Origin of the sequence: Pseudomonas sp. NPDC089554 (assembly GCF_050280645.1) — a bacterium.
In the GTDB taxonomy this organism is placed as follows: domain Bacteria; phylum Pseudomonadota; class Gammaproteobacteria; order Pseudomonadales; family Pseudomonadaceae; genus Aquipseudomonas.
Genome location: NZ_JBNNVR010000014.1, coordinates 17719 through 41162, shown reverse-complemented (window position 1 = coordinate 41162; position 23444 = coordinate 17719). Strand labels below are relative to the sequence as shown.

Below are 23444 nucleotides of genomic sequence, written 5' to 3'. Positions count from 1 at the left end.
GCCCAGCCCACGAAAGTCGAGGATGCGATGATCCGAATAGGTAAAGCCATGGTGTCGCTGGAGCGACGCGAGGCCTTCCGTGACGGCCAGCCGATCCCCCTGGGTGGCCGGGCGTTCGAGGTGCTGGCGGTGCTGGTGCGCGCCAATGGCCGGGTAGTGAGCAAGGACGAGCTCTTCAGCCAGGTCTGGGCGGGTACCGTGGTCGAGGACAATAACCTGCAGGTGCAGGTTTCGCTGCTGCGCAAGTGGCTGGGTGACAAGAGCGTCATCCAGACCGTGCCGCGCCGTGGCTACCGGTTGCAGGCCGAGCTTGCGCCGGATGCCTCGACACTGGCCGCACACTTTCCGCTCGACAGCCATGCACTGGAACCTGGCGGTGAAGCGGTGCAGGTGCTGGTGGTCGATGACGACCCGTCGGTGCGTACCGCGTTGGGCCGCCTGTTGCGTGCCGAGAACATTCCCCATCGGTTGTACGCTTCGGCCGAGGAGTTGCTGGAGCAACAGTGGGACAACCCGTACGCCTGCCTGTTGCTGGACATCAACCTGCCTGCGGCTTCGGGTCTGGAGCTGCAACATGTCTTGCGTAGCCTCGACCTGCCCTGGCCGATCGTGTTCATGACCGGCTACGGCACCATCCCGCTGACGGTCCAGGCCATGCGCGCCGGGGCGTTTGAGTTTCTCACCAAGCCGTTCGACGAGCACCAGCTGCTGGCGCTGCTCGAGGTGGTGCGCGCTCGCGCGGTGACCAGTGGACGCGACTGGCGCCAAGCCCGCCAGGTGCGCGACAAGTACCAACGCCTGACCCCCCGTGAACGCGAGGTGTTCGCCCTGGTGGTGGAGGGCCTTTCGCACAAGCAGATCGCTCGCCAGCTGGGCACCAGCGAGGTGACCACCAAGGTCCACAAGAAGAACATCATGAACAAGATGCAGTCCCGCTCGCTGGTGGAACTGGTCGGCATGCATCAGTTGATCGAAGGTGCGGGCCGGGTTGTCGACCAGGGCGCGGTATGAGCGGCCAGGGCAGCAACACCAAGCTGCGGGTGTGCATCGTCGACGATGACGCCTCGGTGCGTAAAAGCTTGTCGAACCTGCTGCGTTCGGCGGGGTACGAGGCGTACCCCTTCGCCGATGGTGAGGCGTTCCTGGCATCGGAGCTGGCCTGCGAGGCCGATTGTGCGCTGCTGGACCTGAAAATGCCTGGGCGCAATGGCGTGGAGGTACAGCGCGAATTGGCGCGGCTCGGCTATCGGCTGCCGGTGATCTGCATGTCGGCGCACTGGGACCCGGCGGCCGAGGGCGAGTCGCTGGGGCTGGGGGCGGTGGCGTGCCTGGGCAAGCCCTTCAACGAGGAGGCGCTGCTCAGGTTCGTGCTAAAGGCGGTGGCGAGTCGGGGCGGTTCATAGCTGTTTATAGCTGCGCACATTCATTCAATTAATCACTTGGGTGCCATGCCAGAGTCCTGCGTTTCCACTGCAGAGCGCTCCCATGGCTAACCTACCTTCGTTCGACTCCCCCAGGCTGACTGCCTTGGGCCTGCTGTTCATGCGCGTGTTTGCGGCAGTACTGTTGCTGGTGGTGCATGGAATGCCCAAACTGCTGAACTGGTCCGCCGAGCTTCAGCGTATCGAAGACCCGCTCGGCCTTGGCGCTACGCTCACCTTGAGCCTGGCGGTATTCGCTGAAGTGCTTTGCCCGGTCCTGCTGGCGCTGGGCGTGTTCGCGCGCCTGGCGTGCTTGCCGGTGATTGCCGTGTTGGTGGTGTCGCTGGGGCTGGTGCACCCGGACTGGACCCTGGAGCAGGGGCAGTTTGCCTGGCTGTTGCTGGCGCTGTACGGCGGGCTGGCGCTGACCGGGCCGGGGGCCTGGTCGCTGGAAGGGATGTTGGCGAGAAAAGCGGGTTAAAGGGCTGAAAAAAAGAAACCGGGGCGGCTAGGCCGCCCCGGTTTGCGTTGCTGCTTACTTCAAATGTTGCTTGATCGCTTGAGCAGCCTGGTCCATCGCGCTGCGGGTACCAGGCACTTGGCCCAGTACGTTGAGCAGGCCGAAGTCGTGGATCATGCCGTTGTAGCGCACGGCCGTCACCGGCACGCCGGCGGCATCCAGCTTGCGAGCGTAGGCTTCGCCTTCGTCGCGCAGCACGTCCATTTCGGCGGTCTGTACCAGTGCTGGTGGCAAGCCTTTCAGCTGATCCAGGCTGGCGCGCAGTGGCGAGGCGTGGATGTCGTTACGCTGTTTCGGGTCGGTGGTGTAGTTGTCCCAGAACCACTGCATCATGTTGCGGGTCAGGAAGTGATCTTCAGCGAACTGGTTGTACGAGCTGTTGTTGAAGTTGGCATCGGTCACCGGCCACAGCAGGGCCTGGAAGCGCAACTTCGGCGTACCGGCCTCTTTGGCCTTGATCGCGACCACTGCGGCCATGTTGCCACCGACGCTGTTGCCTACCACGGCCAGGCGGCTGCCATCGACGCCGATCTGCTTGCCGTTCTCGGCGACCCAGCGGGTAGCGGCGTAAGCTTGGTTGATGGCGGTGGGGAACTTGGCTTCCGGCGACGGGGTGTAGTCGACGTAGACCGCTGCGGCACCGGAACCGACCACCAGGTCGTGGATCAGGCGTTCGTGGGTTGGGTAGTCACCCAATACCCAGCCACCGCCGTGGAAGAACATGAACACCGGCAGTTCGCCTTTCGCGCCTTGAGGGCGTACCACGCGGATCTCCAGGGCCTGGCCGTCGACCTGAATGGTGCGGCGCTCGACCTGAATACCGGATACATCCACTTTCACGCTGGCCTGGGCGCCGGTAAGCACGGCGCGGGCGTCTTTCGGTGCGAGGGTTTCCAGCGGCTTGCCGCCACCGGCGGCCAGGGCCTGCAGGAAGCCCTGGGTGGTGGTTTCTACGCCGGGGCTACCGGCGGCAAAGGCGCTGTTTACGGCAAGGGCCAGCAGGCCGGCGGCAGTGAGGGTGCGGGACAGTTTCATATTCAAGCTCCAGGGACAATGACTGATGATCAGTTCTGATTGTTGTTAAAAGCGGGGCGAATATAGCTGAACTTCTGCACCTGGCCATCACTATCACGGTAGGTCACAGTGGCGGTATTGACATGGCTGCTGGTGGCCTTGGTGTCTACCGAAATCACCTGGTCGATGTCCAGGTCCATGCCGTACTGGTACGGGGTAACGGACTGTGCGAAGACGCTGACGCTGGTGCCGAGAGTGAGGGTGGCGATGGCGATGGCTTTGCTGAAGGTCATGATCATTCTCCGGTATCGTTGGGGAGTGGTGTCAGCGACTGTCGCTGCTTGAGATGTATATTGCGCGATAATATTTAGTGCGCAAAATATAATTCCGCTATCGGAGCGATTGACGCAGTGCATCGTCGCTTCAGGACCCCGGCCGGTATTGCAGTGCTTCAGCCAGGTGCAGGCGTGCGATTGTTTCGGTCCGCTCCAGATCCGCCAGGGTCCGGGCTACCTTCAGCAGCCTGTGCGCGGCCCGCAAGGACAGGTTCAGGCGTTCGCACGCTGCCTCCAGCCAAGCTTGGTCTTCGGCCAGCAAGGTGCAATGACGGCGCAGCCCGTTGAGGTCGAGGAAGGCATTGGCACAGCCCTGGCGGCGCTGTTGCAGCGCGCGCCTCGGCCACCACCGCAGCGACGCTGGCGCTGCTTTCGCCACTGGGCTGGTGGGTGAGCAGGGTGCTTTCGCGGGCGACGGTGAGGTGCAGGTCGATGCGGTCCAGCAGCGGGCCGGACAACTTGTTGCGGTAGCGCTGGACCTGCTCGGTGTTGCACCGACAGCGCGCCGAGGGGTCGCCCAGGTAGCCGCAGGGGCAGGGGTTCATGGCGGCCACCAGTTGAAAGTGCGCGGGAAAGCGCACCTTGTCCTTGGCCCTCGCCACCACGATCTCGCCGGACTCCAGCGGCTCACGCAGTACCTCCAGCACGCGCCGCTCGAACTCCGGCAGTTCATCGAGAAATAGCACGCCGTGATGGGCCAGGGTGATTTCGCCGGGTTGTGGGCGGCTGCCACCGCCGACCAGGGCCGGCCCCGAGGCGGAATGGTGCGGGTGGCGGAATGGCCGCTGTGGCCAGCTGCTCAAGGGTGCATGGCCGCTCACCGACTGGATCGCCGCCACTTCCAGCGCCTCGCGCTCGTCCAGTGGTGGCAGCAAGCCCGGCAAGCGGCTGGCGAGCAGGGTCTTGCCGGTGCCGGGCGGGCCGGTGAACAGCAGGTTGTGCGCGCCGGCAGCCGCTACCAGCAGCGCTCGCTTGGCCGCCTGTTGGCCCTGTACTTCGCTGAGGTCGGGGTAGGGCCGGTTTTGCAGGAGCAGGCCGTTGGCCGAGTAGGGCGGCAGCGGCACTTGGCCATTGAGGTGCGCTACCAGTTCCAGCAGGTGCCCCACCGCATGCACTACCAGCCCGCTGGCCAGGCTGGCTTCCTCGGCGTTCTCGCGTGGTACCACCAGCGCCCGCCCCGCCTCGCGCGCTGCCAGCGCGGCGGGCAGTACGCCTTGCACCGGGCGTAGCGCGCCCGACAAGGCCAGTTCGCCCAGGCATTCGATATCGGTGAGCGGCGCAACCGGCACCTGGCCGTTGGCAGCCAGGATGCCCAGGGCGATCGCCAGGTCGTAGCGCCCACCGTCCTTGGGCAGGTCGGCGGGGGCGAGGTTTTGGGTGATGCGCCGTGCGGGGTATTCCAGGCCGGAGTTGACGATGGCGCTGCGCACCCGGTCCTTGCTTTCCTTGACCGTGGCCTCGGGAAGACCGACCAGGGTCAGGCTGGGCAGGCCGTTGGCCAGGTGGGTTTCGACGCTGACAGCAGGCGCTTGCACGCCCACCTGGGCGCGGCTGTGGACAAGGGCGAGGGACATGGACACTCCGTGATCGCTGGCAAAGGCCGCTTCCTGCGGCCCGGCAAGGATAGCCAACGCGAGTGGGGTGCCCGGGTGGAAAGTGCGTCGGTATTTGTCCGCCTGCACCTTGGGTCAGGTGCAGGCGTTTGGGGTCAGGGCCTCGCGCCCAGGATGATGTGCGAGGCCTTGATCAGCGCGGTGGCCTTCACGCCTGGCGCCAGGCCCAGCTCGCTCACCGCTTCGCGGGTGACGATGGAGAATACTTCGGTACCGCCGGCCAGCTTAAGCACCACTTCGGCATTGACCGCGCCATCGCCCACGCGTACCACTTCGCCTTCGAGCGCATTGCGTGCCGACAAGCGATACCCGGCAGCATCGGTCATCAATACCACCCAAGGCGCCTTGACCAGCGCCACGGCTTGCTTGCCGACATTGATGCCCAGGTTATGCAGGCTGGCCATGGTAACCACCGCCACCAGTTTCTCGCCGCCGGGCAAGGTCACTTCGACCTCGGCATTCACCGCGCCTGGCTGGACCGCGCTGACGGTGCCTTCGAATACATTGCGTGCACTGACTTTCATGGGTAACGCTCCGTGTATTTACTGTTGTTCAGGGGCTGTTGGCGCCATCCGTGCTTCCAGCTCGGCGACTTGCTTCTCCAGGGCCTCGAGGCGTGCGCGAGTGCGCGCCAGTACTACCATCTGGCTGTCGAATTCATCGCGGCTGACCAGGTCCAGCTTGCTGAAGGCACCTTGCATCAGCACTTTGAACTGGCTTTCGAGTTCGGCGCGCGGTTGCACGGTATCGCCGCTGAACAGGCGAGAGGCTTGGTCGCTCAGGGCGTCGAGGAAGGCTTTGGGCGCGAGCATGGGCGGCTTTTTCCGTGGGTCATGAAAGGGCCGCAGTGTAGCACGCCGATCGACGGGCCCCGGTGCGGCCCTTGGCTGCACACTTTTTGAGCGGGGTCAGGGTGCACTGAGCACCAAAACTGTGCACGTTTCCATTACTGGCTACTGGCCAATCCCGACAAAAGCGCGCAACTACTTGTTTTTCGGCGGCTTAAGCGACCTGGCAAGGTTTCTGCAAAGACCATCGCGAGCCATGCACTGATGCAGTCCCTTGAGACCAGGCAGTGCGCAGGCCGAGCCGTATGGCCCTTCGCCGCAGGAAGTAGAAGGTGAAGGGAATGGAACCGACGACGCGTTACAAAGCCAGGCGCTGCGCTTAGACTTGAGACGGGTTTGTTTTCCTGGGGCAAGTCCACCAAATCGGGAGAGAGTTTCATGAAGCTAGTCACTGCCATCATCAAGCCGTTCAAGCTGGACGACGTGCGCGAGTCGCTGTCGGATATCGGCGTGCAGGGCATCACCGTGACCGAGGTCAAGGGCTTCGGCCGTCAGAAGGGCCACACCGAGCTGTACCGTGGCGCCGAATACGTCGTCGACTTCCTGCCCAAGGTGAAGATCGATGTCGCCATCGCGGACGACAAGCTCGACGCCGTGATCGACGCCATCACCAAGGCTGCCAACACCGGCAAGATCGGTGACGGCAAGATCTTCGTGGTCAATCTGGAGCAGGCGATCCGCATCCGTACCGGCGAAACCGATACCGACGCGATCTAAGAAAAAGCCTCACCAAACCCAACGCGCCCCAGGAGAAAACAACATGACTCTGCGTAAGATCGCAGGGCTCGGAGCCCTTTTGTCCCTCGTAATGCCCGGCCTTGCCCTGGCAGAGGAAGCCGCTGCCCCCGTGCTGAACTCCGGCGACACCGCCTGGATGCTCACCGCGACGGCACTGGTGCTGTTCATGACCATCCCGGGCCTTGCCCTGTTCTACGGCGGCATGGTGCGTTCCAAGAACGTCCTGTCGGTGATGATGCAGTGCTTCGCCATCACTGGCCTTATCAGCATCCTGTGGGTCGTCTACGGCTATAGCATGGCCTTCGACACCACCGGTATGGAGAAGGGCGTCCTCAACTTCAGTTCCTTCGTCGGCGGCTTCTCCAAGGCCTTCCTCAGCGGCGTCACGCCGTCTGGCCTGACCTCGGCCGCTGCGCTGTTCCCGGAAGCGGTGTTCATCGTCTTCCAGATGACCTTCGCCATCATCACCCCTGCGCTGATCGTCGGTGCCTTCGCCGAGCGCATGAAGTTCTCCGCCATGCTGATCTTCATGGCCATCTGGTTCACCCTGGTCTATGCGCCGATCGCGCACATGGTCTGGAGCGGTGACGGTGCGCTGATGTGGGATTGGGGCGTACTGGACTTCGCCGGCGGCACCGTGGTGCACATCAACGCCGGTGTGGCTGGCCTGGTAGCGTGCCTGGTCCTGGGCAAGCGCAAAGGCTACCCAACCACCCCGATGGCGCCGCACAACCTGGGCTACACCCTGATCGGCGCAGCCATGCTGTGGGTCGGCTGGTTCGGCTTCAACGCAGGCTCCGCCGCGGCTGCCAACGGCACTGCCGGCATGGCCATGCTGGTCACCCAGATCGCCACCGCTGCCGCCGCACTGGGCTGGATGTTCGCCGAGTGGATCGGCCACGGCAAACCAAGCGCCCTGGGCATCGCCTCTGGCGTGGTTGCCGGCCTGGTCGCCATCACCCCGGCTGCTGGCACCGTCGGCCCGATGGGCGCACTGGTGATCGGCCTGGCTTCGGGTGTGATCTGCTACTTCTGCGCCACCAGCCTCAAGCGCAAGCTTGGCTATGACGACTCGCTCGACGCCTTCGGCGTGCACGGCATCGGCGGTATCGTTGGCGCACTGCTCACCGGCGTGTTCGCAGCCCCTGTCCTGGGTGGCTTCGGCACCGTCGAAGACATCGGCGCACAGGTGTGGGTACAGGCCAAGGGCGTGATCTTCACCGTCGTCTACACCGGTATTGTCACCTACGTGATCCTCAAGGTGCTGGATATGGTGATGGGCCTGCGGGTCAGCGATGAAGAAGAGTCGGTCGGCCTCGACCTGGCTCAGCACAACGAGCGTGGTTACAACCTGTAATCAAGCCGGAGCGACAAAAAATGCCCAGCCTTTGCTGGGCATTTTTTTGCCTGCCGGAAAAGTCGCGAAAGCTGCAAATTCGACTTTTTTCCAGGTGTTTTCCAGGGGGCAAACGGTTAATCCGGCACGTTCGCGTTGTATGCAGAAAACTTACAGTGCTATGGGTGTTTGTGGTGCTTTGCTTTTTTCGCGAGCGCGCTAGAATGCGCGCCGAAGGGTGTTTGACAAGCCGTCCGCACACTTCGCTACCCTTTGCTAGGCTTGCCAGTAGCGTAACGCCAGCAGCGGTGGCCAAAAAAGATTTCGTCAGGCCCAGCCAGCAGCGAGGGCCTGCAGGGTGAAGGGCTCCCACCAGGAGTCGGGCAACCCAGGGCAGTGGCCAACCCACGGCCAGTTGAATTTTCACCAGAAGCCGCCGGTCTACGGCTGCACTGGTCTATAACTAACCTGCTTTTCGCAAGTCATGAGGTAGAACATGAGCGACGACGATCTGGAAAACGACGACCTTGAAGTAGGCGACGAAGACGAGGGCGATGAGGGCCTGGAAGCTGCGGCTGACGACGGCGCCGAAGATGCCGGCGAGGACGACAGCCCGGCACCGGCTGCCAAGGGCAAGTCCAAGGCGGCGGTGGCGGTAGACGAAATGCCGAGCATGGAAGCCAAGCAGAAGGAGCGTGATGCCCTGGCCAAGGCGATGGAGGAATTCCTCTCGCGCGGCGGCAAGGTGCAGGAGGTCGAGGCCAATGTGGTCGCCGACCCGCCCAAGAAGCCGGACAACAAGTACGGCAGCCGCCCTATCTGAGTGGTTGAGTACAAAAAAGCCCGCCGTCGCTGCGGGCTTTTTTGTGGGCGCCGTTCGAAGGGCTCAGCGCCAGCGGGCCAGCACCTCGGGTAACTGTGACAGACGCTGTATCTCGGCATCCGGCGCCTGCTCGCCAGTCCAGGCCTTGGCCTGGGGGTTGAACCACACCGCGCGCAGCCCGGCGCGCTGGGCGCCGGCGATGTCGTCCCCGGGGTGGTCGCCGATATGTACTGCGGCATCGGCCTGGGCATCACCTTGGCGAAGGGCCTCCAGGAAGGGCGCCGGGTCTGGCTTGCCTATCCCTAAGTCCTCGGCGCACAGGGCGAAGCGGAAGTAGTCCGCCAGGCCTAGGCGACGCACGTCGGCATTGCCGTTGGTAACCACGCCTAGGGTGTAGTGGTGGCGCAGGATCTCCAGCACCGGCTGCACCTCGGGGAACACCTCCACCTGGTGCCGAGCGTGCAGGAACACTTCGAAACCTTCATTGGCCAGCGCCTGGGCGTGCTGCTTGCTGTAGCCGACTTCCTCCAGGGCGTGGAACAGCACGCGGCGACGCAGCGCGCTGATGCGGTGCTTCAGGCCTGGTTCGGCCTGCACCAGGCGCTCGCGGATGCCGTACAGGTGCTCGACCGGCACACCGCCCAGGCTCGGGGCGTTGGCTGCGAGCCAGTCACGCAGGACGGTTTCTGCGCTGGCGATCACCGGCGCGGTATCCCACAGGGTGTCGTCCAGGTCGAAGGTAATCAGCTTGATGCTCATCTATTCGGTGCCCTTGCTGCGTTTGGCCCGGGGGTGGGCGCTGTCGTAGACCGCGGCCAGGTGCTGGAAGTCCAGGTGGGTGTAGATTTGCGTGGTGCTGATGTCGGCATGGCCGAGCATTTCCTGCACCGCGCGCAGGTCCTGGGACGACTCCAGCAGGTGGCTGGCGAAAGAGTGGCGAAGCATGTGCGGGTGCAGGTGCTGGCCCAGCTCGCGCTCGCCAGCGGCCTTGACCCGCAGCTGGATAGCACGTGGGCCGAGGCGCTTGCCTTGGCGCGAAAGGAACACCGCGTTGTCGCGCGGCGCGCTGATGCCGCGCACCTTCAGCCAGGCCTGCAAGGCCTCGCGGGCCTTGCGCCCAACAGGCAGCACGCGGGTCTTGCTGCCCTTGCCTTGCACCTGCACCAGCCCACCCGCGAGGTCGAGCTGTTCCAGGTCGAGGTTGGTCAGCTCCGACAGGCGCAGGCCCGAGGAGTAGAACAGCTCGAGGATGGCCTGGTCGCGGCGGGCGATGAAATCGTCGTCGACGCCGCCGTCCAGCAGTTGCAGTGCGCGGTCGGTGTCCAGCACCTTGGGCAGGCGGCGCTCGCCCTTGGGTGGGCTCAGGCCATTGGCCGGGTCGTGGCTGCACTGGCCTTCGCGGTTGAGGTAGCGGTACAGGCCGCGCACCGCCGAGAGCAGGCGCGCCAGGCTGCGCGACGACTGGCCGTGGTGGTGCTGGCGCGCCACCAGCTGGCGCAGTTGCTGGACCTGCAACGTGGCCCAGCCCGTGATGCCCTGGGCGTTGCAGAATTCGATGACCTTCTCCAGGTCGCGGCGGTAGGCCAGCAGGGTGTGGTCGGACACCTGGCGCTCATTGCGCAGGTGCGCGCAATAAGCTTCCAGCTGGCGTTCCATCAGCGCACCGAACGCAGGGTCTGGGTCAGGCGAGGGACGACGCGGCCCAGGACTTCGGCGATATAGCCGAGGAACAGGGTGCCGACGCTGCTCTTGTAGTGCTGCGGGTCACGGCTGCCTATGGCCAGCACGCCGTGCAGGCCCTGGTGCTCCAGCGAGGCGACGGCACTGGAGCCCACCTCCTGGTGTTCGTCGCCGAACAGGAACACCAGCTCGTGTTCGCGCAGGTTGCCGCTGACGGTCTTGCCGCTGCCCAGCAGGCCGCCGATGGCCTGTTGCGCTTCGGCATTGCTGACCCAGCGGCCAACCGGTGCGGCATTGTCGCCGAACAGGACCAGGCTGACGAACGGTACCTGGAACTCTTGGCGCAGGCTGTCTTCCACCGCCATCACCACCTCTTCCAGGGTGCTCGCATCGAGCAGGTCGAGGATCAGCCGGCGGGTCTTGTCGAACAGCCGGTCGTTGTCCCTGGCGACGTCCATCAACTGCGAGAGGCGGTGGCGCATCTCGATGTTGCGCTCGCGCAGCAGCTGGAGCTGGCGTTCCACCAGCGACACGCTGTCGCCGCGTTGGTGTGGGATGCGCTGCTCGATCAGCAGCTCGTCATGTTCGGCGAAGAAGGTCGGGCGTGCGCGCAGGTAGGCGACCACCGCCTCTTCGTCGAGGTCGGTGGCGTGCTGGGGTAGAGCCTGTGGCTGATCGGTCATGGCGGTTACTCGCTTAGAGACGAACCTGTCCTTCGTAGACGCGTACGGCGGGGCCGGTCATCAATACTGGCTTGCCAGGGCCGCCCCATTCGATGCTCAGGCGGCCACCGGGCAGGTCGATGGCTACCGGCGAGTCCATCCAGCCTTGGCTGATGGCCGCCACGGCAGCGGCGCAGGCGCCGGTGCCGCAGGCCAGAGTCTCGCCAGCGCCACGCTCCCACACTCGCAGGTTGGCGCGATGGCGGTCGATCACCTGGAGGAAGCCGGCGTTGACCCGCTGCGGGAAGCGCGGGTGATGCTCGATCTTCGGGCCCAGCTGGTGCACCGGGGCCGTTTGCACATCATCGACGCGCAGCACCGAGTGCGGGTTGCCCATGGACACGGCGGCGATCGGGTAGACCTGGCCGTCGACTTCCAGGTCGTAGCTGCACGCCTGCTCGTCGGCGACGAAGGGGATTTCGGCCGGCACGAAGCGCGGTGGGCCCATGTCGACGCAGACCTGGCCGTCATTCTGCACGTCCAGCACGATGACGCCGCTCTTGGTCTCCACGCGGATGCGCTTCTTCGCGGTCAGGCGCTTGTCCAGCACGAAGCGCGCGAAGCAGCGCGCGCCGTTGCCGCACTGCTCCACTTCCGAGCCATCGGCGTTGAAGATGCGGTAGCGGAAGTCCACTTCCGGGTTGTTCGGCGCCTCGACGATCAGCAGCTGGTCGAAGCCGATGCCGGTGTGGCGGTCACCCCATTGCTTGGCATGCTTGGGCTGGATGTGCGCGTGCTGGCTGACCAGGTCGAGGACCATGAAGTCGTTGCCCAGCCCGTGCATCTTGGTGAAACGCAGCAGCATGGGTTCACTCCGGCAGCAGGCTTTCGCCGGCGAACAGTTCGGCAATGGTTTCGCGACGGCGTACTTCGAAGGCCTGGTCGCCATCGACCAGCACTTCGGCGCAGCGGCCACGGGTGTTGTAGTTCGAGCTCATGACAAAACCATAGGCGCCCGCGGACTGCACGGCCAGCAGGTCACCCTCGGCCAGGTTCAGCTCGCGCTCCTTGGCCAGGAAGTCGCCGGTCTCGCAGATCGGCCCGACCAGGTCGTAGGTGCGGCCTTGGCCTTCACGTGGCTTGACCGCGCTGACTCCCATCCAGGCCTGGTACAGGGCTGGGCGGATCAGGTCGTTCATGGCCGCATCGATGATGGCGAAGTCCTTGTGCTCGGTGTGCTTGAGGTATTCCACGCGGGTCAGCAGCACGCCAGCGTTGGCCACGATATAGCGGCCGGGCTCGAACACCAGAGCCAGGTCACGGCTGCCCACGCGCTCGCGGATGGCCTTGATGTAGTCGGCCACCAGCGGCGGTTGTTCGTCGCGATAGCGCACGCCGACACCTCCGCCGAGGTCCAGGTGGCGCAGGTGGATACCGCAGTCGGCCAGGCGGTCGACCAGGTCCAGCAGGCGGTCGAGGGCATCGAGGAACGGGTCGACGGTGGTCAGTTGCGAGCCGATGTGGCAGTCGACGCCCACGACGTCCAGGTTCGGCAGCTGCGCGGCGCGTACGTAGATGGCTTCGGCATCGGCGATGGCGATGCCGAACTTGTTTTCTTTCAGGCCCGTGGAGATATACGGGTGGGTACCGGCATCGACGTCCGGGTTCACACGCAGCGAGACCGGGGCCACTTTGCCCATCTCGGCGGCTACCACTTGCAGGCGCTCCAGCTCGTCGGTGGACTCGACGTTGAAGCAGTGCACACCCACTTCCAGGGCGCGGCGCATGTCTTCGCGGGTCTTGCCGACGCCGGAGAACACCACGCGGTCGGCGCGGCCACCGGCAGCCAGTACCCGCTCCAGCTCACCGCCGGAAACGATGTCGAAGCCTGCGCCCAGGCGCGCCAGGACGTTCAGCACGCCCAGGTTGGAGTTGGCCTTGACGGCGAAGCACACCAGGCTTTCAGTGCCTTCGAGGGCATCGGCGTAGCTGCGGTACTGGGCCTCGATGTGGGCGCGCGAGTACACGTAGGTCGGGGTGCCGAAGCGCTCGGCAATGGCCGACAGGGCCACGCCTTCCGCGAACAGTTCACCGTCGCGGTAGTTGAATGCATCCATGGGATTTCCTTACTGCGCTGGCGACTGCTCGGGCTCGTCTTGCGCCGGCGCGGGCTGCGCGGCCGGTTGAGCGTGCTGGTGCTGGTGTTGCGACGACTTGCGGGCTTTGCCGTCCTTGCCATCTTCAGGCAGGTACAGGGGGCCTTTCTGACCGCAGGCCGAAACGAGGCAGGCAACCGCGACCAGCGCCGCGAAGGAGGAAATCAGGCGCTTCATTGGGGTGAAATCCTTTGAAATATGCAGTATTGCGCCCGAGTATACCGAGCGACCGGCAGCTTGCCTATGCAAGGGGCGGCCCGCCCGGCGGGGCGCGAGGGTCTATCCTGAAGTACGCATGCCCGCCCCGTCGTAACCTTTGCATTCAACGCCAAGCGTCCGTATCGTGCCCGGCTTGCGTGTGTGCAGCCAATTTCGAGGTTCCTGCAATGAGTTTGAGCGAAGCGCGTTTCCATGATCTGGTCGATACCACCCAGCAGGCACTGGAAGACCTGTTCGACGAGAGCGGCCTTGACCTGGACATGGAGAACTCCGCCGGTGTGCTGACCGTCAAGTTCGACAACGGCAGCCAACTGATCTTCAGCCGCCAGGAGCCCCTGCGCCAGCTGTGGCTGGCCGACCGTTCGGGCGGTTTCCACTTCGACTACGACGACGAGTCGGGCAAGTGGGTGTGCGAGAAAAGCGAGGAGTTGCTGGGCGAGATGCTGGAACGGATCGTCTGGGAACGTGCAGGCGAAAAGCTGGATTTCGACGAGATCTGAGATGAGCGAGCAACCTCGGCCGGCCAAGCCGCTGTACAGCAATGTCAGCCCGGCGGTGCCCTCACCTTGTATCAGCGTGTGTCGCCTCGATGAGCACAAGGTGTGCACCGGCTGCTTTCGCCATGTCGAGCATATTCGCGAGTGGCGTGCCGCCGACGACCAGCGGCGTAGGCAGATCTGCGTTGAGGCACAGGCGCTGAGGGCCTCGATGCCACAGGCTTGAGTATTTGCCCGGCTGTGTTAGTGTCGGTTGGCCTCGGCATCGCCGAAAGCATTCGCAAACCCCGCCCTTGGGCGGGGTTTTGCTTTATCTAACGCCGGAAAATCGTTTGCTGAATGGAGTCTGCCGAATCATGAGCGCCAAGCCTTCCCTCACTCTTACTCGCCTGGACGTGCAGCGCCTCGAGCGCCTGCTCGACAGCCTCGACGAGAACACCCCCGGCGTGCTCGCGCTGCAAGGCGAGCTTGACCGCGCCGAGCAGGTGGTGGGGCACGAGGAGGTGCCAGCCGGCGTGGTCACCATGAATTCGCGGGTGCATTGTCGGGAAGAGGCCAGCGGCAAGGACTACCACCTGACCTTGGTCTACCCGAAGGATGCGGGGAGCGAGGGTAGTGTCTCGATTCTTGCGCCGATCGGGTGCGCGTTGCTGGGGCTGTCGGTGGGGGATCAGATCGACTGGCCGGCGCCGGGGGGCAAGACGCTCAAGCTCAAGTTGCTGGATGTGGAATACCAGCCGGAGGCAGCGGGGGATTTCGAGCTGTGAAGCCCGCAGGTGGTTGCGCAGGTCAAGGCTCCAAGGTCGCCTGCAACTGCTCCAGCCCTTCGTTCAGCGCCTGCTCCAGCTCGCGCTTGTAGCGCAGGTAGCGCACCGTCGAGCCGCGCTCGTCGCCGAGCACTTCGGACAGGTCCAGGTCGGTGATGTAGCAGCGGTAGCTGTCGGCACCGCTGCGCTGATGCAGGATCTGCCGGGCGACCACCGCGTACAACTGGTCGCCATGCTCCAGCTCGGAAAACTCCAGTTGGTCGCAATACAGGGTGACGTGCACCTCGTCCCCTGCGCCCGCCTGCACGATCGCCTGTACTTCGTAGTACGGCTGGTCGCCATCGATCAGCGGCGTCGGCCGCGCCTCGAGGCTGCGCGCCTTGCCTGGGCCGCTGGGTAACAGCTGGTAATAGAGAATTTCGGGCGAGGCCTGTTGCAGGCTGTCCAGCGGTAACTGCGCATCGTGGCGTACCAGTACCGATTGCAGGAAGCGTTGCAGCGGCAGCAGCAGGTGGGCTTCGTCATGCAGCGGCAGGCGCTGTTGCCACAGCGCGTTGTATTCATCCAGCACGTAGAGGTCGGCCCAGCCGTCGAAGAGTCGATAGAACACTTGAATGCACTGTGGCTGGCCGTGCCCCAGCACCAGTGGTAGGTCGTGGTCCTGCAAGGCGTTGCTGTCCAGGTACAGGGGGCTGTACTGGCTACGCTCCTCACCCAGGTGCTCGAGCACCGCCGCGTGGCCCTCGAGGGTAACCAGGCCGACCTGGCCAGCCAGTAGCTCCAGCACGTGGGTGTGCTGTGCTACCTGCAGCAGGTAGCGGTGTTTCAGGCCCTGATCGAGCAGCAGTTGCAGCGTGTCGACGATGTCCTCGACGCGCTGGGCGATGGCCTGTGCACGGCTTTGGCAGAAGCAGCGCACCCGAACGCGCGGGCGGTGGGTGCTTTGGCCGAGGCTGTTGAGGAAGTCGCGCAGGTAGCGCGGCAGTGCATGGTCGCCGTCGTAGCGCTGCACCAGCACTTCGTTCCAGCTGTTGAGGGTGACCTGGTCGAGGGTCAGCACCAGGTTATCGCGCACCCCGGCGTAGCTCAGCGAGTCGGTGCGTTCGGTGGTCATCAGGATGTTCAGGTCGCGGTGGTGGCGCAGCGGGTCGAGGCCTACGTTGACCAGCAGCAGGATCTCGTCGGCCACGCTCGGTTGCAGCAGGCGCACCTCACTGACCGTTCCCAGCGGCAAGGGGATGCTCTGCTGCAAGCTACCCAGCAGGTTGAACAGCTCGAACTCGGTCAGGTCGCTGACCCCGGGGTGCAGGGCCAGGCGCGTGCTGCTGTCGATCACCCCGTTGCGGTGCGCCCAGGCCAGCAGCTCGAGCAGTTCGCGGCTGCGCTTGATCGGGCTGAAGTTCTCCCATTCATGAACCCCAAGGTTGCCGTTGTACAGCCCCCAATGGTGGGTGCCGGGTTCCTTGCGGTTTGGCGACTGCACCAGGGTGACGGTGTCTTCGGCCACGTCCGGGGCAATGCCTGGGTTGATCACTTCGATCTTGCTTGCCCGGCGCTCGAAAGCGGCGTACAGGCGCCGGCCCAGTACATTGAGGTCGCGCTGGTCGGCGCGGCTGCTGGCGTTCTGGTTGCGGGCGAACTGGCTCAGGAAGCGGTAGCTGTGGTTGAGCTCGGCCACCAGCTCGCGGCGCTCCACGGCCACCTGGCGCACCTTCCACTGGCTGCGGCTGTCGAGCAGGGCCAGTTGGCGATCGTCCCAGCCCCATTCCTGGGTCAGGCGCTCCAGCAAGTCGCGCTGCCAGCCAGCGCTGCGCGAGCGACCCAGGTCGCTGAGCTTCTTGTTCACCTTCAGGTACAGGCTGCGGCGCACCAGCTCCAGGCGCGCCGTTTCGCCGCGCCGTTGCAAGTACTGCTCGATACGCCGGTACACCATCACGTAAGGGTCGAGTTCGTCGAGGTCCAGGCGGTTGGCGAACACCGCACGCTTGTAGTCCAGGCTGAGGCAGCGTACCTGGGGGTGTTCGCTGGCGTAGACCTCGGTTAGCAGCAGCTTGAGCAGCGACTTGTAGGGCGAGTCGATGCCCTTGAACAGCTGCCACAGCCCTGCACCGACGAATTCGCCGGGCGGAATATGAGCGAGGTGGCCGAGGTCGAGGGCGTCGCTGCTGCGAATGAACCGTTTGCTCAGCAGTGTCTGGGTATAGGCCTGGTAGTTGTGCTCTTCGTACACGGGCACCAGCCACCACAGTGGTGTGCGTCCGGCCAGCCAGATCGCTGTGCGATAGAACTCGTCGAGCAGCAGGAAATGCTGGGTAGTGCCGCAATCGTCGGAGCTGAGCTGGCCGTCGCGCTCGCCCTGCACGAACCCCTGTGGTTCGATCAGGAAGAAATGCGCCTCGGTCCCCAGGCTGGCGGCCCAGGCTTCCAGCAGCTGGCATTTGCGGCGCAGCTCGGCCCTTGCCGTTTCGCTCAGGCCCGGCGCGTGGCACACCCACAGGTCCATGTCGCTCTGCTCGGCCTGGGCCAGGGTGCCGAGGCTGCCGATCAGGAACAGGCCATGGATCGGCCTGGGCGTGTTGCCGTGGCGTGCCTTGTAGGTGAACGAGCGGGTCAGGCGCTGGGCCTCGGCCAGCAGCTCGGCATCGGGCTCGTAGTTCGATACGCCGGCCGGGGTGGCACCCGAGACGTAGCCAGGCAGTAGCGGATGGTTGACGTGGAAGAACAGTGGCAGCAGCGTCAGCACCTGCTGCTGGCGGCTGGACAGCCCCTCCATGGCCCGCGCCATGCGTCCCTGGTTCAGGCGCAGAAAACGTTTGCGCAAGGTCGCCAGTACCTTGCGGTCGATGCCTTCGTCCAGGTCGGGGCGGATTTCATGGGGGTGGTTCATGGGGTGCTCGGGCAGGCCAGGGGCGCACTGGCGAGTTTAGCCTGAGTGATGAGGGCGGATAAGAGGGGAGTGGCATTTTGACGTCATTTTTCCAACGTCGTGCTTGGGGCGCAGTGCGCCCCTTCGCGAAGGTATGCCTGGGGTATCAGGCCGGCTGCGGCGTTTTCAGGATGGTCAACAGCTGCTGCACGCTCTGCGCGGCATCCAGCCCGAGGCTGGTGAGATAACCGCCGTCGGGCTGGTCGGTCAGCTGCTTTTCATGCAGGCGCTTGGCTGCGGCGATCAAGGCAGGCGAGGCATTGCTGTGAACCTTGATGCCTTCCTGGTGGGTGTCGAGGTTGAACTGGGCGAGCAGTTCCAGTTCGGCGATCAGTTCGGGGGTGAACGGCATGGGCAGACTCCTGACTTCCAGACAAGGATGGAAGTCAGGAGTGTAGTCAGGCTTCGTCGTCGCCGCCTTGATTTGCCTCAGGTGGCAATTCGGGCAGTGCGCGCAGGGCGTTCTCGTACCACTCGCCGTTGAACGGGCGGTCTTCGCTGAGCATGGCGTCGATCTCGATGGCCAGCACGTGGGCCATCAGGTTGAGGATGTCCTCACGCTCGTAGCCGACCAGCGTCAGCTTGTTGAAGGTGGCTTTGGCGGCAGGCGGCTCGCCATTTTCGATCTGGTTCTCGATGGCCTGGGTCAGGGTCGCCTCGGCGAAGGCTTCATCGTCGTCGTTGTCGATCTCGTCGTGCTCGCTCATGGCGTCGCTCCTGGGGTAGGGCGCACAGTGTGCCATGCCTGCGGTGGCAATGCCTGGTCATCGACAGGGTGGATGTCACTGGCGAAGGGGCGTGCTGGGGGCTATAACAGCCGGGCCATCCCCACACGGCCTGGAGGCTGTTACACATGCTCAAGCTTCATGGATTCGCGGTCAGCAACTACTACAACATGGTCAAGCTGGCGTTGCTGGAAAAGGGCCTGCCCTTCGAGGAGGTGCCGTTCTTCGCCGGGCAGACGCCTCAGGCCCTGGCCATCAGCCCACGCGGCAAGGTGCCGGTATTGCAGACCGAGGACGGCCACTACCTGAGCGAGACCTGTGTGATCCTCGAGTACATCGAGCAGACCCAGCCTGGCAAGCCGCTGCTGCCGGCCGACCCTTACGAGCGGGCCAAGGTGCGTGAGCTGCTCAAGGAGGTGGAGCTGTACATCGAGCTGCCGGCGCGTACCTGCTACGCGGAGGCATTCTTCGACACGGCGGTGGAGCCGCTGGTCAAGGAAAAAGCGCGTGCCGACCTGCTGGCGGGCTTCGCCACCCTGAAGCGCAATGGCCGCTTCGCGCCTTACCTGGCGGGTGAACAGCTGACCCTTGCCGACCTGATGTTCTGCTTCTCGGTCGACCTGGCCTGGGCGGTGGGCAAGAAGGTGCTGAACCTCGACTTCCTGGCGGACTTCCCGCAGGCGAAGGCGTTGCTGGAGTTGCTGGGGGAGAACCCGAACATGGCGCGCATCGTGGCCGACAAAGAGGCGCAGATGCCGATGTTCATGGAGATGGTGCGCAACAAGCGCTGATAGGAAGAGGGGCCGCTGTGCGGCCCATTCGCGGGACAAGCCCGCTCCTACAGGATCGTGTAGCCTTCGAGGGCGACGCCGTGTCTGTGGGAGCGGGCTTGTCCCGCGATTGCTTTCAGCGCGAAGCCAGCAACGCCTGCCCGCGCGCCACTGCCGCGCGCACTTGCGCAGGAGCGGTACCACCGATGTGGTTACGGGCGTTCACAGAACCTTCCAGGGTGAGCACGGCGAACACGTCCTGCTCGATCTGGTCGCTGAACTGGCGCAGTTCGTCCAGGCTCATCTCGGCCAGGTCCTTGCCGGTGTCCACGCCGTACTTCACCGCGTGGCCGACGATTTCATGGCAGTCGCGGAACGGCAGGCCGCGGCGTACCAAGTAGTCGGCAAGGTCGGTGGCGGTGGAGAAACCACGCAGGGCCGCTTCGCGCATGATGGCGTGCTTGGGCTTGATCGCCGGGATCATGTCGGCGAAGGCGCGCAGCGAGTCGCGCAGGGTGTCGGCGGCGTCGAACAGCGGCTCCTTGTCTTCCTGGTTGTCCTTGTTGTAGGCCAGCGGCTGGCCTTTCATCAGGGTCAGCAGGCCGGTCAGAGCGCCGAACACACGGCCGCTCTTGCCACGCACCAGCTCCGGTACGTCCGGGTTCTTTTTCTGCGGCATGATCGAGCTGCCGGTGCAGAACCGGTCGGGCAAGTCGATGAACTGGAACTGCGCGCTGGTCCACAGCACCAGCTCTTCGGAGAAGCGCGACAGGTGCATCATCGCCAGGCTCGCGGCGGCGCAGAATTCGATGGCGAAGTCACGGTCGGAAACGCCGTCCAGCGAGTTGCCTGCCACGGCCTCGAAGCCCAACAACTTGCAGGTGAGTTCGCGGTCGATCGGATAGGTGGTGCCAGCCAGCGCGGCGCTGCCCAGGGGCATGCGGTTGGTGCGCTTGCGACAGTCGACCAGGCGCTCGTAGTCGCGGCTGAGCATTTCGAACCAGGCCAGCAGGTGGTGGCCGAAGGTCACGGGCTGGGCGGTTTGCAGGTGGGTGAAGCCGGGCATGATGGTTTCGGCTTCGCGCTCGGCCTGCTCCAGCAGGCCCTTTTGCAGGCGGGTGATCTCGTCGAGGATCAGGTCGATCTCGTCGCGCAGCCACAGGCGAATGTCGGTGGCGACCTGGTCGTTGCGGCTACGGCCGGTGTGCAGCTTCTTGCCGGTGATGCCGATGCGGTCGGTCAGGCGTGCCTCGATGTTCATGTGCACGTCTTCGAGGTCGACGCGCCAGTCGAAGTTGCCCGCCTCGATTTCGCCCTGGATGGTGTTCAGGCCATCGACGATGGTGTCGCGCTCGGCGTCGCTGAGCACGCCGACCTGGGCCAGCATGCTGGCGTGGGCGATCGAACCCATGATGTCGTGGCGGTACAGGCGCTTGTCGAAGTCGACCGAAGCGGTGAAGCGGGCGACGAAGGCGTCGACCGGCTCACTGAAGCGGCCACCCCAGGACTGATTGGTCTTGTCGGTGCTCATGGATTCACTCGTAGCAGGCGTGAACGAAAAAAGTGGCGCCGATCATAGCAGGGTTGGGGCCGCCGCCGCAGGGCGCTGGTCGCCATAAACTGCCGAAAAACCCAGGGTATGGAGGGGTGTGACGATATTCAACGATTGAACGGCAGTGTTCCACGGACCGTCTACAGTTGGACAAAGGGCTGGCAGTGATTCTGTCAGGCCACTGAATCTTTGGCCTTCGCATGGGTCTGTAACGCTGACCGCGATAACGGTCGACCGACTCCTGTCTACGCTATATCCGTGCGAGACTCACTCAGGAATCCAGCACCATTATGAATGTCCTGATCGTTGATGATGAACCCCAAGCCCGCGAACGCCTGAGCCGCATGCTCGGCGAGCTGGAGGGCTATACCGTGCTGGAGCCCAGCGCCACCAATGGCGATGAGGCCCTGGTCCTGATCGAAAGCCTGAAGCCGGACGTGGTCCTGCTGGATATCGGCATGGCAGGCCTGGATGGCCTGCAGGTGGCTGCACGCCTTTGCGAGCGCGAGGCGGCGCCGGCCGTGGTGTTCTGCGTCGAGGACCAGGAGCAGCCCAAGTTCAAGGACAGCCCGCTGAGCCATGTGGCCAAGCCGGTCCAGCCCCAGGCCCTGCGCGATGCCCTGCGCAAGGCCGACAAGCCCAGCCGCGGCCTGCTGTCTGCGCTGACCAGCCCGGCGGGCGACAGCGGCACGGGGCCGCGCAGCCACATCAGTGCGCGAACGCGCAAGGGCATCGAGCTGATCCCTTTGCCCCAGGTCATCTACTTCATCGCCGACCACAAGTACGTGACCCTGCGCCATGAGGCTGGCGAGGTGTTGCTCGACGAGCCGCTCAAGGCGCTGGAGGACGAGTTCGGCGACCGCTTCGTGCGTATCCACCGCAACGCCCTGGTCGCCCGCGAGCGCATCGAGCGCCTGCAACGTACGCCGCTCGGGCATTTCCAGTTGTTCCTCAAAGGGCTTGAAGGCGATGCCCTGACCGTCAGCCGGCGGCATGTGGCGGGGGTGCGCAAGATGATGCAGGCGCTCTGAGGCTGGGGCTTGCACGAAGCCTTGACCCAAGCCTGCTGGTAATGCTGCCGTAGCTGTTATCATCGGCGGCATTTCTCTGCTTCGGGGCGTTTCATGTCCACTCGCGAAATCCGCATTGCCACCCGTAAAAGTGCCTTGGCCTTGTGGCAGGCCGAACACGTCAAGGCGCGCCTTGAGCAGGCCCATCCGGGCCTGGTCGTGACCCTGGTGCCGATGGTCAGCCGTGGCGACAAGCTGCTCGATGCGCCGCTGGCGAAAATCGGTGGCAAGGGCCTGTTCGTCAAGGAACTGGAAACCGCCCTGCTGGAGCACGAAGCCGACATCGCCGTGCACTCGATGAAGGACGTGCCCATGGACTTCCCCGAAGGCCTGGGCCTGTACTGCATCTGCGAGCGCGAAGACCCGCGCGATGCCTTTGTCTCCAACCGCTTTGCCAGCCTCGATGCCTTGCCGGCGGGCAGCGTCGTCGGCACCTCCAGCCTTCGGCGCCAGGCGCAGTTGCTGGCGCGCCGCCCAGACCTGGAAATTCGTTTCCTGCGCGGCAACGTCAACACCCGCCTGGCCAAGCTCGATGCCGGCGAGTACGACGCTATTATCCTTGCGGCGGCCGGCCTGATTCGCCTTGGCTTCGAACAGCGCATCACCTCCAGCATCAGCGTCGAGGACAGCCTGCCAGCCGGTGGGCAGGGCGCCGTGGGTATCGAATGCCGTAGCGCCGATGTCGAGATCCAGGCCCTGCTGGCTCCTCTGAACCACGCCGATACCGCCGACCGGGTGGTGGCCGAGCGCGCCCTGAACAAGCACCTGAATGGCGGTTGCCAAGTGCCGATCGCCTGTTATGCGGTGCTGGAAGGCGAGCAGTTGTGGTTGCGTGGCTTGGTCGGCCAGCCCGGTGGCGGTACGTTGCTGGTGGCCGAGGCGCGCGCTGCCCGCGGCGACGCCGAGGCCCTCGGCGTACAGGTCGCCGAAGACCTGCTAGGCCAGGGCGCCGAGGCGATTCTCAAGGAAGTCTACGGCGAGGCCGGGCACCCGTGAGGGAGTGGCGCCTGTTGCTGACACGTCCTCTCGATGAGTGCGCGGCACTGGCGCAGCAGTTGGCCGCTGCCGATATTGCAAGCCATAGCCTGCCGTTGCTGGCGATCGAGCCGCTGGTGCTGGATGCGGCGCAGCAGCAGCGTCTGGCCGGGCTTGGGCAGTACCAGGCGATTATCGTGGTCAGCAAGCCGGCGGCCCGCTTGCTGCTCGAACGGGTGAGCGAAGCGGGCCTCGAGGCGCCGCGCCAAGGTTGGTTCACGGTGGGCGAGGCAACGGCCGCTATTCTCCAGGCCCAGCAGTTGCAGGTGGCATACCCCCCGGCTGGCGATGACAGCGAAGCCTTGCTTGCACTACCCGCCCTGCGCCAGGCCATCGCCGCCCAAGGTGCGCGTGTGTTGATCGTGCGTGGCGAGGGTGGTCGCGAACTGCTGGCCGAGCGTCTCGCCGAGCAAGGTGCTAGTGTCGATTATCTGGAACTCTATGGTCGGCGGCTCCCGAAGTACGCCCACGGCAGCCTGGTGCGCCTGGTCGAAGGGGAACGCCTCAATGGCCTGGTGGTCAGCAGTGGGCAGGGTTTCGAACACCTGCTGCAACTGGCGGGTGCCGATTGGACGCGCCTGGCGAAGTTGGCGTTGTTCGTGCCTAGCCCTCGGGTCGCTGCCTTGGCCAAGGCAGCAGGTGCCCAACAGGTTGTGGATTGCCGTGGCGCCAGCGCCGCGGCCTTGCTGGCAGCCGTGCAGCGCAGCGCTGCACCTGCCCCTTAAGGCGCCAAGCGG

27 protein-coding genes and 1 pseudogene are annotated in these 23444 nt (G+C 64.7%); 13 read left to right on the top strand and 15 right to left on the bottom strand.

Annotation, left to right across the window (positions count from 1 at the left end):
- Positions 1 to 27: 27 nt before the first annotated feature.
- The 3 genes from ACQKPE_RS06910 to ACQKPE_RS06900 all read left to right on the top strand — a co-directional run bounded on the left by ACQKPE_RS06910 (position 28) and on the right by ACQKPE_RS06900 (position 1902).
- Entirely contained in the window at positions 28 to 1011 is a 984-nt protein-coding gene (locus ACQKPE_RS06910) for a response regulator (protein ID WP_427664379.1), read from the top strand.
- Between the two features lie 29 nt (positions 1012 to 1040).
- Positions 1041 to 1403 (top strand): response regulator, encoded by a 363-nt coding sequence (locus ACQKPE_RS06905; protein ID WP_427664421.1) that lies wholly within the window; start codon positions 1041 to 1043, stop codon positions 1401 to 1403.
- A gap of 82 nt (positions 1404 to 1485) precedes the next feature.
- Positions 1486 to 1902: a DoxX family protein gene (locus ACQKPE_RS06900; RefSeq protein ID WP_427664377.1), complete on the top strand. Its 417-nt coding sequence runs from the start codon at positions 1486 to 1488 to the stop codon at positions 1900 to 1902.
- A 54-nt stretch (positions 1903 to 1956) separates the two neighbouring features.
- Here ACQKPE_RS06900 and ACQKPE_RS06895 read toward each other — a convergent pair whose 3' ends face one another.
- The 5 genes and pseudogenes from ACQKPE_RS06895 to ACQKPE_RS06875 all read right to left on the bottom strand — a co-directional run bounded on the left by ACQKPE_RS06895 (position 1957) and on the right by ACQKPE_RS06875 (position 5715).
- Entirely contained in the window at positions 1957 to 2976 is a 1020-nt protein-coding gene (locus tag ACQKPE_RS06895; protein ID WP_427664376.1) for an alpha/beta hydrolase, read from the bottom strand.
- Positions 2977 to 3005: 29 nt separating this feature from the next.
- Entirely contained in the window at positions 3006 to 3248 is a 243-nt protein-coding gene (locus tag ACQKPE_RS06890) for a DUF2790 domain-containing protein (RefSeq protein WP_427664374.1), read from the bottom strand.
- 130 nt (positions 3249 to 3378) lie between these two features.
- Positions 3379 to 4864: pseudogene (locus ACQKPE_RS06885) on the bottom strand (YifB family Mg chelatase-like AAA ATPase).
- Positions 4865 to 4998: 134 nt separating this feature from the next.
- Positions 4999 to 5427: a TOBE domain-containing protein gene (locus ACQKPE_RS06880; protein ID WP_427664372.1), complete on the bottom strand. Its 429-nt coding sequence runs from the start codon at positions 5425 to 5427 to the stop codon at positions 4999 to 5001.
- 18 nt (positions 5428 to 5445) lie between these two features.
- Positions 5446 to 5715 (bottom strand): accessory factor UbiK family protein, encoded by a 270-nt coding sequence (locus ACQKPE_RS06875; protein ID WP_427664371.1) that lies wholly within the window; start codon positions 5713 to 5715, stop codon positions 5446 to 5448.
- Between the two features lie 414 nt (positions 5716 to 6129).
- Between ACQKPE_RS06875 and glnK the strand changes: the two genes are divergently transcribed.
- The 3 genes from glnK to sutA all read left to right on the top strand — a co-directional run bounded on the left by glnK (position 6130) and on the right by sutA (position 8648).
- The gene (gene glnK, locus ACQKPE_RS06870; protein ID WP_375102027.1) at positions 6130 to 6468 is read left to right on the top strand and encodes a P-II family nitrogen regulator; all 339 of its coding nucleotides are present in this window, start codon (positions 6130 to 6132) and stop codon (positions 6466 to 6468) included.
- Between the two features lie 43 nt (positions 6469 to 6511).
- Positions 6512 to 7846, top strand: coding sequence for an ammonium transporter (locus ACQKPE_RS06865; protein WP_427664368.1), 1335 nt, complete (start codon positions 6512 to 6514; stop codon positions 7844 to 7846).
- Between the two features lie 475 nt (positions 7847 to 8321).
- Complete coding sequence (gene sutA / locus ACQKPE_RS06860) at positions 8322 to 8648, top strand: transcriptional regulator SutA (protein WP_427664366.1); 327 nt, start codon at positions 8322 to 8324, stop codon at positions 8646 to 8648.
- A gap of 63 nt (positions 8649 to 8711) precedes the next feature.
- On the opposite strand, the gene ACQKPE_RS06855 is transcribed toward sutA, so the two are convergent.
- From ACQKPE_RS06855 to lptM, 6 genes are read right to left on the bottom strand one after another with little or no spacing between them, the layout of a single operon-like run.
- Positions 8712 to 9407: an HAD family hydrolase gene (locus ACQKPE_RS06855; protein ID WP_427664364.1), complete on the bottom strand. Its 696-nt coding sequence runs from the start codon at positions 9405 to 9407 to the stop codon at positions 8712 to 8714.
- The gene (gene xerC, locus ACQKPE_RS06850) at positions 9408 to 10304 is read right to left on the bottom strand and encodes a tyrosine recombinase XerC (RefSeq protein ID WP_427664362.1); all 897 of its coding nucleotides are present in this window, start codon (positions 10302 to 10304) and stop codon (positions 9408 to 9410) included.
- Positions 10304 to 11011 carry a DUF484 family protein gene (locus ACQKPE_RS06845; protein WP_427664360.1) on the bottom strand — a complete coding sequence of 236 codons (708 nt, stop codon included), beginning with the start codon at positions 11009 to 11011 and terminating at the stop codon, positions 10304 to 10306. The genes xerC and ACQKPE_RS06845 overlap by 1 nt, the downstream gene beginning before the upstream one ends.
- Positions 11012 to 11024: 13 nt before the next feature.
- Positions 11025 to 11855, bottom strand: coding sequence for a diaminopimelate epimerase (dapF, locus tag ACQKPE_RS06840; RefSeq protein ID WP_427664358.1), 831 nt, complete (start codon positions 11853 to 11855; stop codon positions 11025 to 11027).
- 4 nt (positions 11856 to 11859) lie between these two features.
- Complete coding sequence (lysA, locus tag ACQKPE_RS06835; RefSeq protein ID WP_427664356.1) at positions 11860 to 13107, bottom strand: diaminopimelate decarboxylase; 1248 nt, start codon at positions 13105 to 13107, stop codon at positions 11860 to 11862.
- 9 nt (positions 13108 to 13116) lie between these two features.
- Entirely contained in the window at positions 13117 to 13323 is a 207-nt protein-coding gene (lptM, locus tag ACQKPE_RS06830; RefSeq protein ID WP_427664354.1) for an LPS translocon maturation chaperone LptM, read from the bottom strand.
- Between the two features lie 209 nt (positions 13324 to 13532).
- On the opposite strand from lptM, the gene cyaY reads away from it, so the two are divergent.
- From cyaY to rnk, 3 genes are all read left to right on the top strand, one after another.
- On the top strand, positions 13533 to 13865 hold the full coding sequence (gene cyaY / locus ACQKPE_RS06825) for an iron donor protein CyaY (RefSeq protein WP_375102036.1): 333 nt from the start codon (positions 13533 to 13535) through the stop codon (positions 13863 to 13865).
- Between the two features lies 1 nt (position 13866).
- A complete protein-coding gene (locus ACQKPE_RS06820) occupies positions 13867 to 14088 on the top strand; it encodes a DUF1289 domain-containing protein (RefSeq protein WP_427664352.1) in 222 nt (73 codons plus the stop codon).
- A 130-nt stretch (positions 14089 to 14218) separates the two neighbouring features.
- Positions 14219 to 14629 (top strand): nucleoside diphosphate kinase regulator, encoded by a 411-nt coding sequence (gene rnk, locus ACQKPE_RS06815; protein WP_427664350.1) that lies wholly within the window; start codon positions 14219 to 14221, stop codon positions 14627 to 14629.
- A 22-nt stretch (positions 14630 to 14651) separates the two neighbouring features.
- Here rnk and ACQKPE_RS06810 read toward each other — a convergent pair whose 3' ends face one another.
- The 3 genes from ACQKPE_RS06810 to ACQKPE_RS06800 all read right to left on the bottom strand — a co-directional run bounded on the left by ACQKPE_RS06810 (position 14652) and on the right by ACQKPE_RS06800 (position 18262).
- Positions 14652 to 17516: a class I adenylate cyclase gene (locus ACQKPE_RS06810; protein WP_427664348.1), complete on the bottom strand. Its 2865-nt coding sequence runs from the start codon at positions 17514 to 17516 to the stop codon at positions 14652 to 14654.
- Positions 17517 to 17661: 145 nt separating this feature from the next.
- Positions 17662 to 17907 carry a TIGR02647 family protein gene (locus ACQKPE_RS06805; RefSeq protein WP_427664346.1) on the bottom strand — a complete coding sequence of 82 codons (246 nt, stop codon included), beginning with the start codon at positions 17905 to 17907 and terminating at the stop codon, positions 17662 to 17664.
- Between the two features lie 46 nt (positions 17908 to 17953).
- A complete protein-coding gene (locus ACQKPE_RS06800) occupies positions 17954 to 18262 on the bottom strand; it encodes a hypothetical protein (RefSeq protein ID WP_427664345.1) in 309 nt (102 codons plus the stop codon).
- A gap of 146 nt (positions 18263 to 18408) precedes the next feature.
- On the opposite strand from ACQKPE_RS06800, the gene ACQKPE_RS06795 reads away from it, so the two are divergent.
- A complete protein-coding gene (locus ACQKPE_RS06795) occupies positions 18409 to 19071 on the top strand; it encodes a glutathione S-transferase family protein (RefSeq protein WP_427664343.1) in 663 nt (220 codons plus the stop codon).
- Between the two features lie 115 nt (positions 19072 to 19186).
- Here ACQKPE_RS06795 and argH read toward each other — a convergent pair whose 3' ends face one another.
- Complete coding sequence (argH, locus tag ACQKPE_RS06790) at positions 19187 to 20581, bottom strand: argininosuccinate lyase (protein ID WP_427664341.1); 1395 nt, start codon at positions 20579 to 20581, stop codon at positions 19187 to 19189.
- A 311-nt stretch (positions 20582 to 20892) separates the two neighbouring features.
- Here argH and ACQKPE_RS06785 point away from each other — a divergent pair, with 311 nt between their 5' ends.
- The 3 genes from ACQKPE_RS06785 to ACQKPE_RS06775 all read left to right on the top strand — a co-directional run bounded on the left by ACQKPE_RS06785 (position 20893) and on the right by ACQKPE_RS06775 (position 23432).
- Positions 20893 to 21633 carry a LytR/AlgR family response regulator transcription factor gene (locus ACQKPE_RS06785; RefSeq protein ID WP_427664339.1) on the top strand — a complete coding sequence of 247 codons (741 nt, stop codon included), beginning with the start codon at positions 20893 to 20895 and terminating at the stop codon, positions 21631 to 21633.
- A 93-nt stretch (positions 21634 to 21726) separates the two neighbouring features.
- Entirely contained in the window at positions 21727 to 22668 is a 942-nt protein-coding gene (gene hemC / locus ACQKPE_RS06780) for a hydroxymethylbilane synthase (RefSeq protein ID WP_427664337.1), read from the top strand.
- Positions 22665 to 23432: a uroporphyrinogen-III synthase gene (locus tag ACQKPE_RS06775; protein ID WP_427664335.1), complete on the top strand. Its 768-nt coding sequence runs from the start codon at positions 22665 to 22667 to the stop codon at positions 23430 to 23432. The genes hemC and ACQKPE_RS06775 overlap by 4 nt, the downstream gene beginning before the upstream one ends.
- Positions 23433 to 23444 lie beyond the last annotated feature (12 nt).

Bases quoted from the DNA above. Each gene is read 5' to 3' on its own strand.
- argH (WP_427664341.1), bottom strand. From the start codon at position 20,581: ATGAGCACCGACAAGACCAATCAGTCCTGGGGTGGCCGCTTCAGTGAG.
- lptM (WP_427664354.1), bottom strand. From the start codon at position 13,323: ATGAAGCGCCTGATTTCCTCCTTCGCGGCGCTGGTCGCGGTTGCCTGC.
- ACQKPE_RS06810 (WP_427664348.1), bottom strand. From the start codon at position 17,516: ATGAACCACCCCCATGAAATCCGCCCCGACCTGGACGAAGGCATCGAC.
- ACQKPE_RS06890 (WP_427664374.1), bottom strand. From the start codon at position 3,248: ATGACCTTCAGCAAAGCCATCGCCATCGCCACCCTCACTCTCGGCACC.
- sutA (WP_427664366.1), top strand. From the start codon at position 8,322: ATGAGCGACGACGATCTGGAAAACGACGACCTTGAAGTAGGCGACGAA.
- hemC (WP_427664337.1), top strand. From the start codon at position 21,727: ATGTCCACTCGCGAAATCCGCATTGCCACCCGTAAAAGTGCCTTGGCC.
- ACQKPE_RS06785 (WP_427664339.1), top strand. From the start codon at position 20,893: ATGAATGTCCTGATCGTTGATGATGAACCCCAAGCCCGCGAACGCCTG.
- glnK (WP_375102027.1), top strand. From the start codon at position 6,130: ATGAAGCTAGTCACTGCCATCATCAAGCCGTTCAAGCTGGACGACGTG.
- ACQKPE_RS06795 (WP_427664343.1), top strand. From the start codon at position 18,409: ATGCTCAAGCTTCATGGATTCGCGGTCAGCAACTACTACAACATGGTC.
- dapF (WP_427664358.1), bottom strand. From the start codon at position 11,855: ATGCTGCTGCGTTTCACCAAGATGCACGGGCTGGGCAACGACTTCATG.
- ACQKPE_RS06895 (WP_427664376.1), bottom strand. From the start codon at position 2,976: ATGAAACTGTCCCGCACCCTCACTGCCGCCGGCCTGCTGGCCCTTGCC.
- ACQKPE_RS06845 (WP_427664360.1), bottom strand. From the start codon at position 11,011: ATGACCGATCAGCCACAGGCTCTACCCCAGCACGCCACCGACCTCGAC.
- ACQKPE_RS06855 (WP_427664364.1), bottom strand. From the start codon at position 9,407: ATGAGCATCAAGCTGATTACCTTCGACCTGGACGACACCCTGTGGGAT.
- rnk (WP_427664350.1), top strand. From the start codon at position 14,219: ATGAGCGCCAAGCCTTCCCTCACTCTTACTCGCCTGGACGTGCAGCGC.
- ACQKPE_RS06820 (WP_427664352.1), top strand. From the start codon at position 13,867: ATGAGCGAGCAACCTCGGCCGGCCAAGCCGCTGTACAGCAATGTCAGC.
- ACQKPE_RS06880 (WP_427664372.1), bottom strand. From the start codon at position 5,427: ATGAAAGTCAGTGCACGCAATGTATTCGAAGGCACCGTCAGCGCGGTC.
- ACQKPE_RS06805 (WP_427664346.1), bottom strand. From the start codon at position 17,907: ATGCCGTTCACCCCCGAACTGATCGCCGAACTGGAACTGCTCGCCCAG.
- ACQKPE_RS06910 (WP_427664379.1), top strand. From the start codon at position 28: ATGATCCGAATAGGTAAAGCCATGGTGTCGCTGGAGCGACGCGAGGCC.
- ACQKPE_RS06875 (WP_427664371.1), bottom strand. From the start codon at position 5,715: ATGCTCGCGCCCAAAGCCTTCCTCGACGCCCTGAGCGACCAAGCCTCT.
- lysA (WP_427664356.1), bottom strand. From the start codon at position 13,107: ATGGATGCATTCAACTACCGCGACGGTGAACTGTTCGCGGAAGGCGTG.
- ACQKPE_RS06800 (WP_427664345.1), bottom strand. From the start codon at position 18,262: ATGAGCGAGCACGACGAGATCGACAACGACGACGATGAAGCCTTCGCC.
- xerC (WP_427664362.1), bottom strand. From the start codon at position 10,304: ATGGAACGCCAGCTGGAAGCTTATTGCGCGCACCTGCGCAATGAGCGC.
- cyaY (WP_375102036.1), top strand. From the start codon at position 13,533: ATGAGTTTGAGCGAAGCGCGTTTCCATGATCTGGTCGATACCACCCAG.
- ACQKPE_RS06900 (WP_427664377.1), top strand. From the start codon at position 1,486: ATGGCTAACCTACCTTCGTTCGACTCCCCCAGGCTGACTGCCTTGGGC.
- ACQKPE_RS06865 (WP_427664368.1), top strand. From the start codon at position 6,512: ATGACTCTGCGTAAGATCGCAGGGCTCGGAGCCCTTTTGTCCCTCGTA.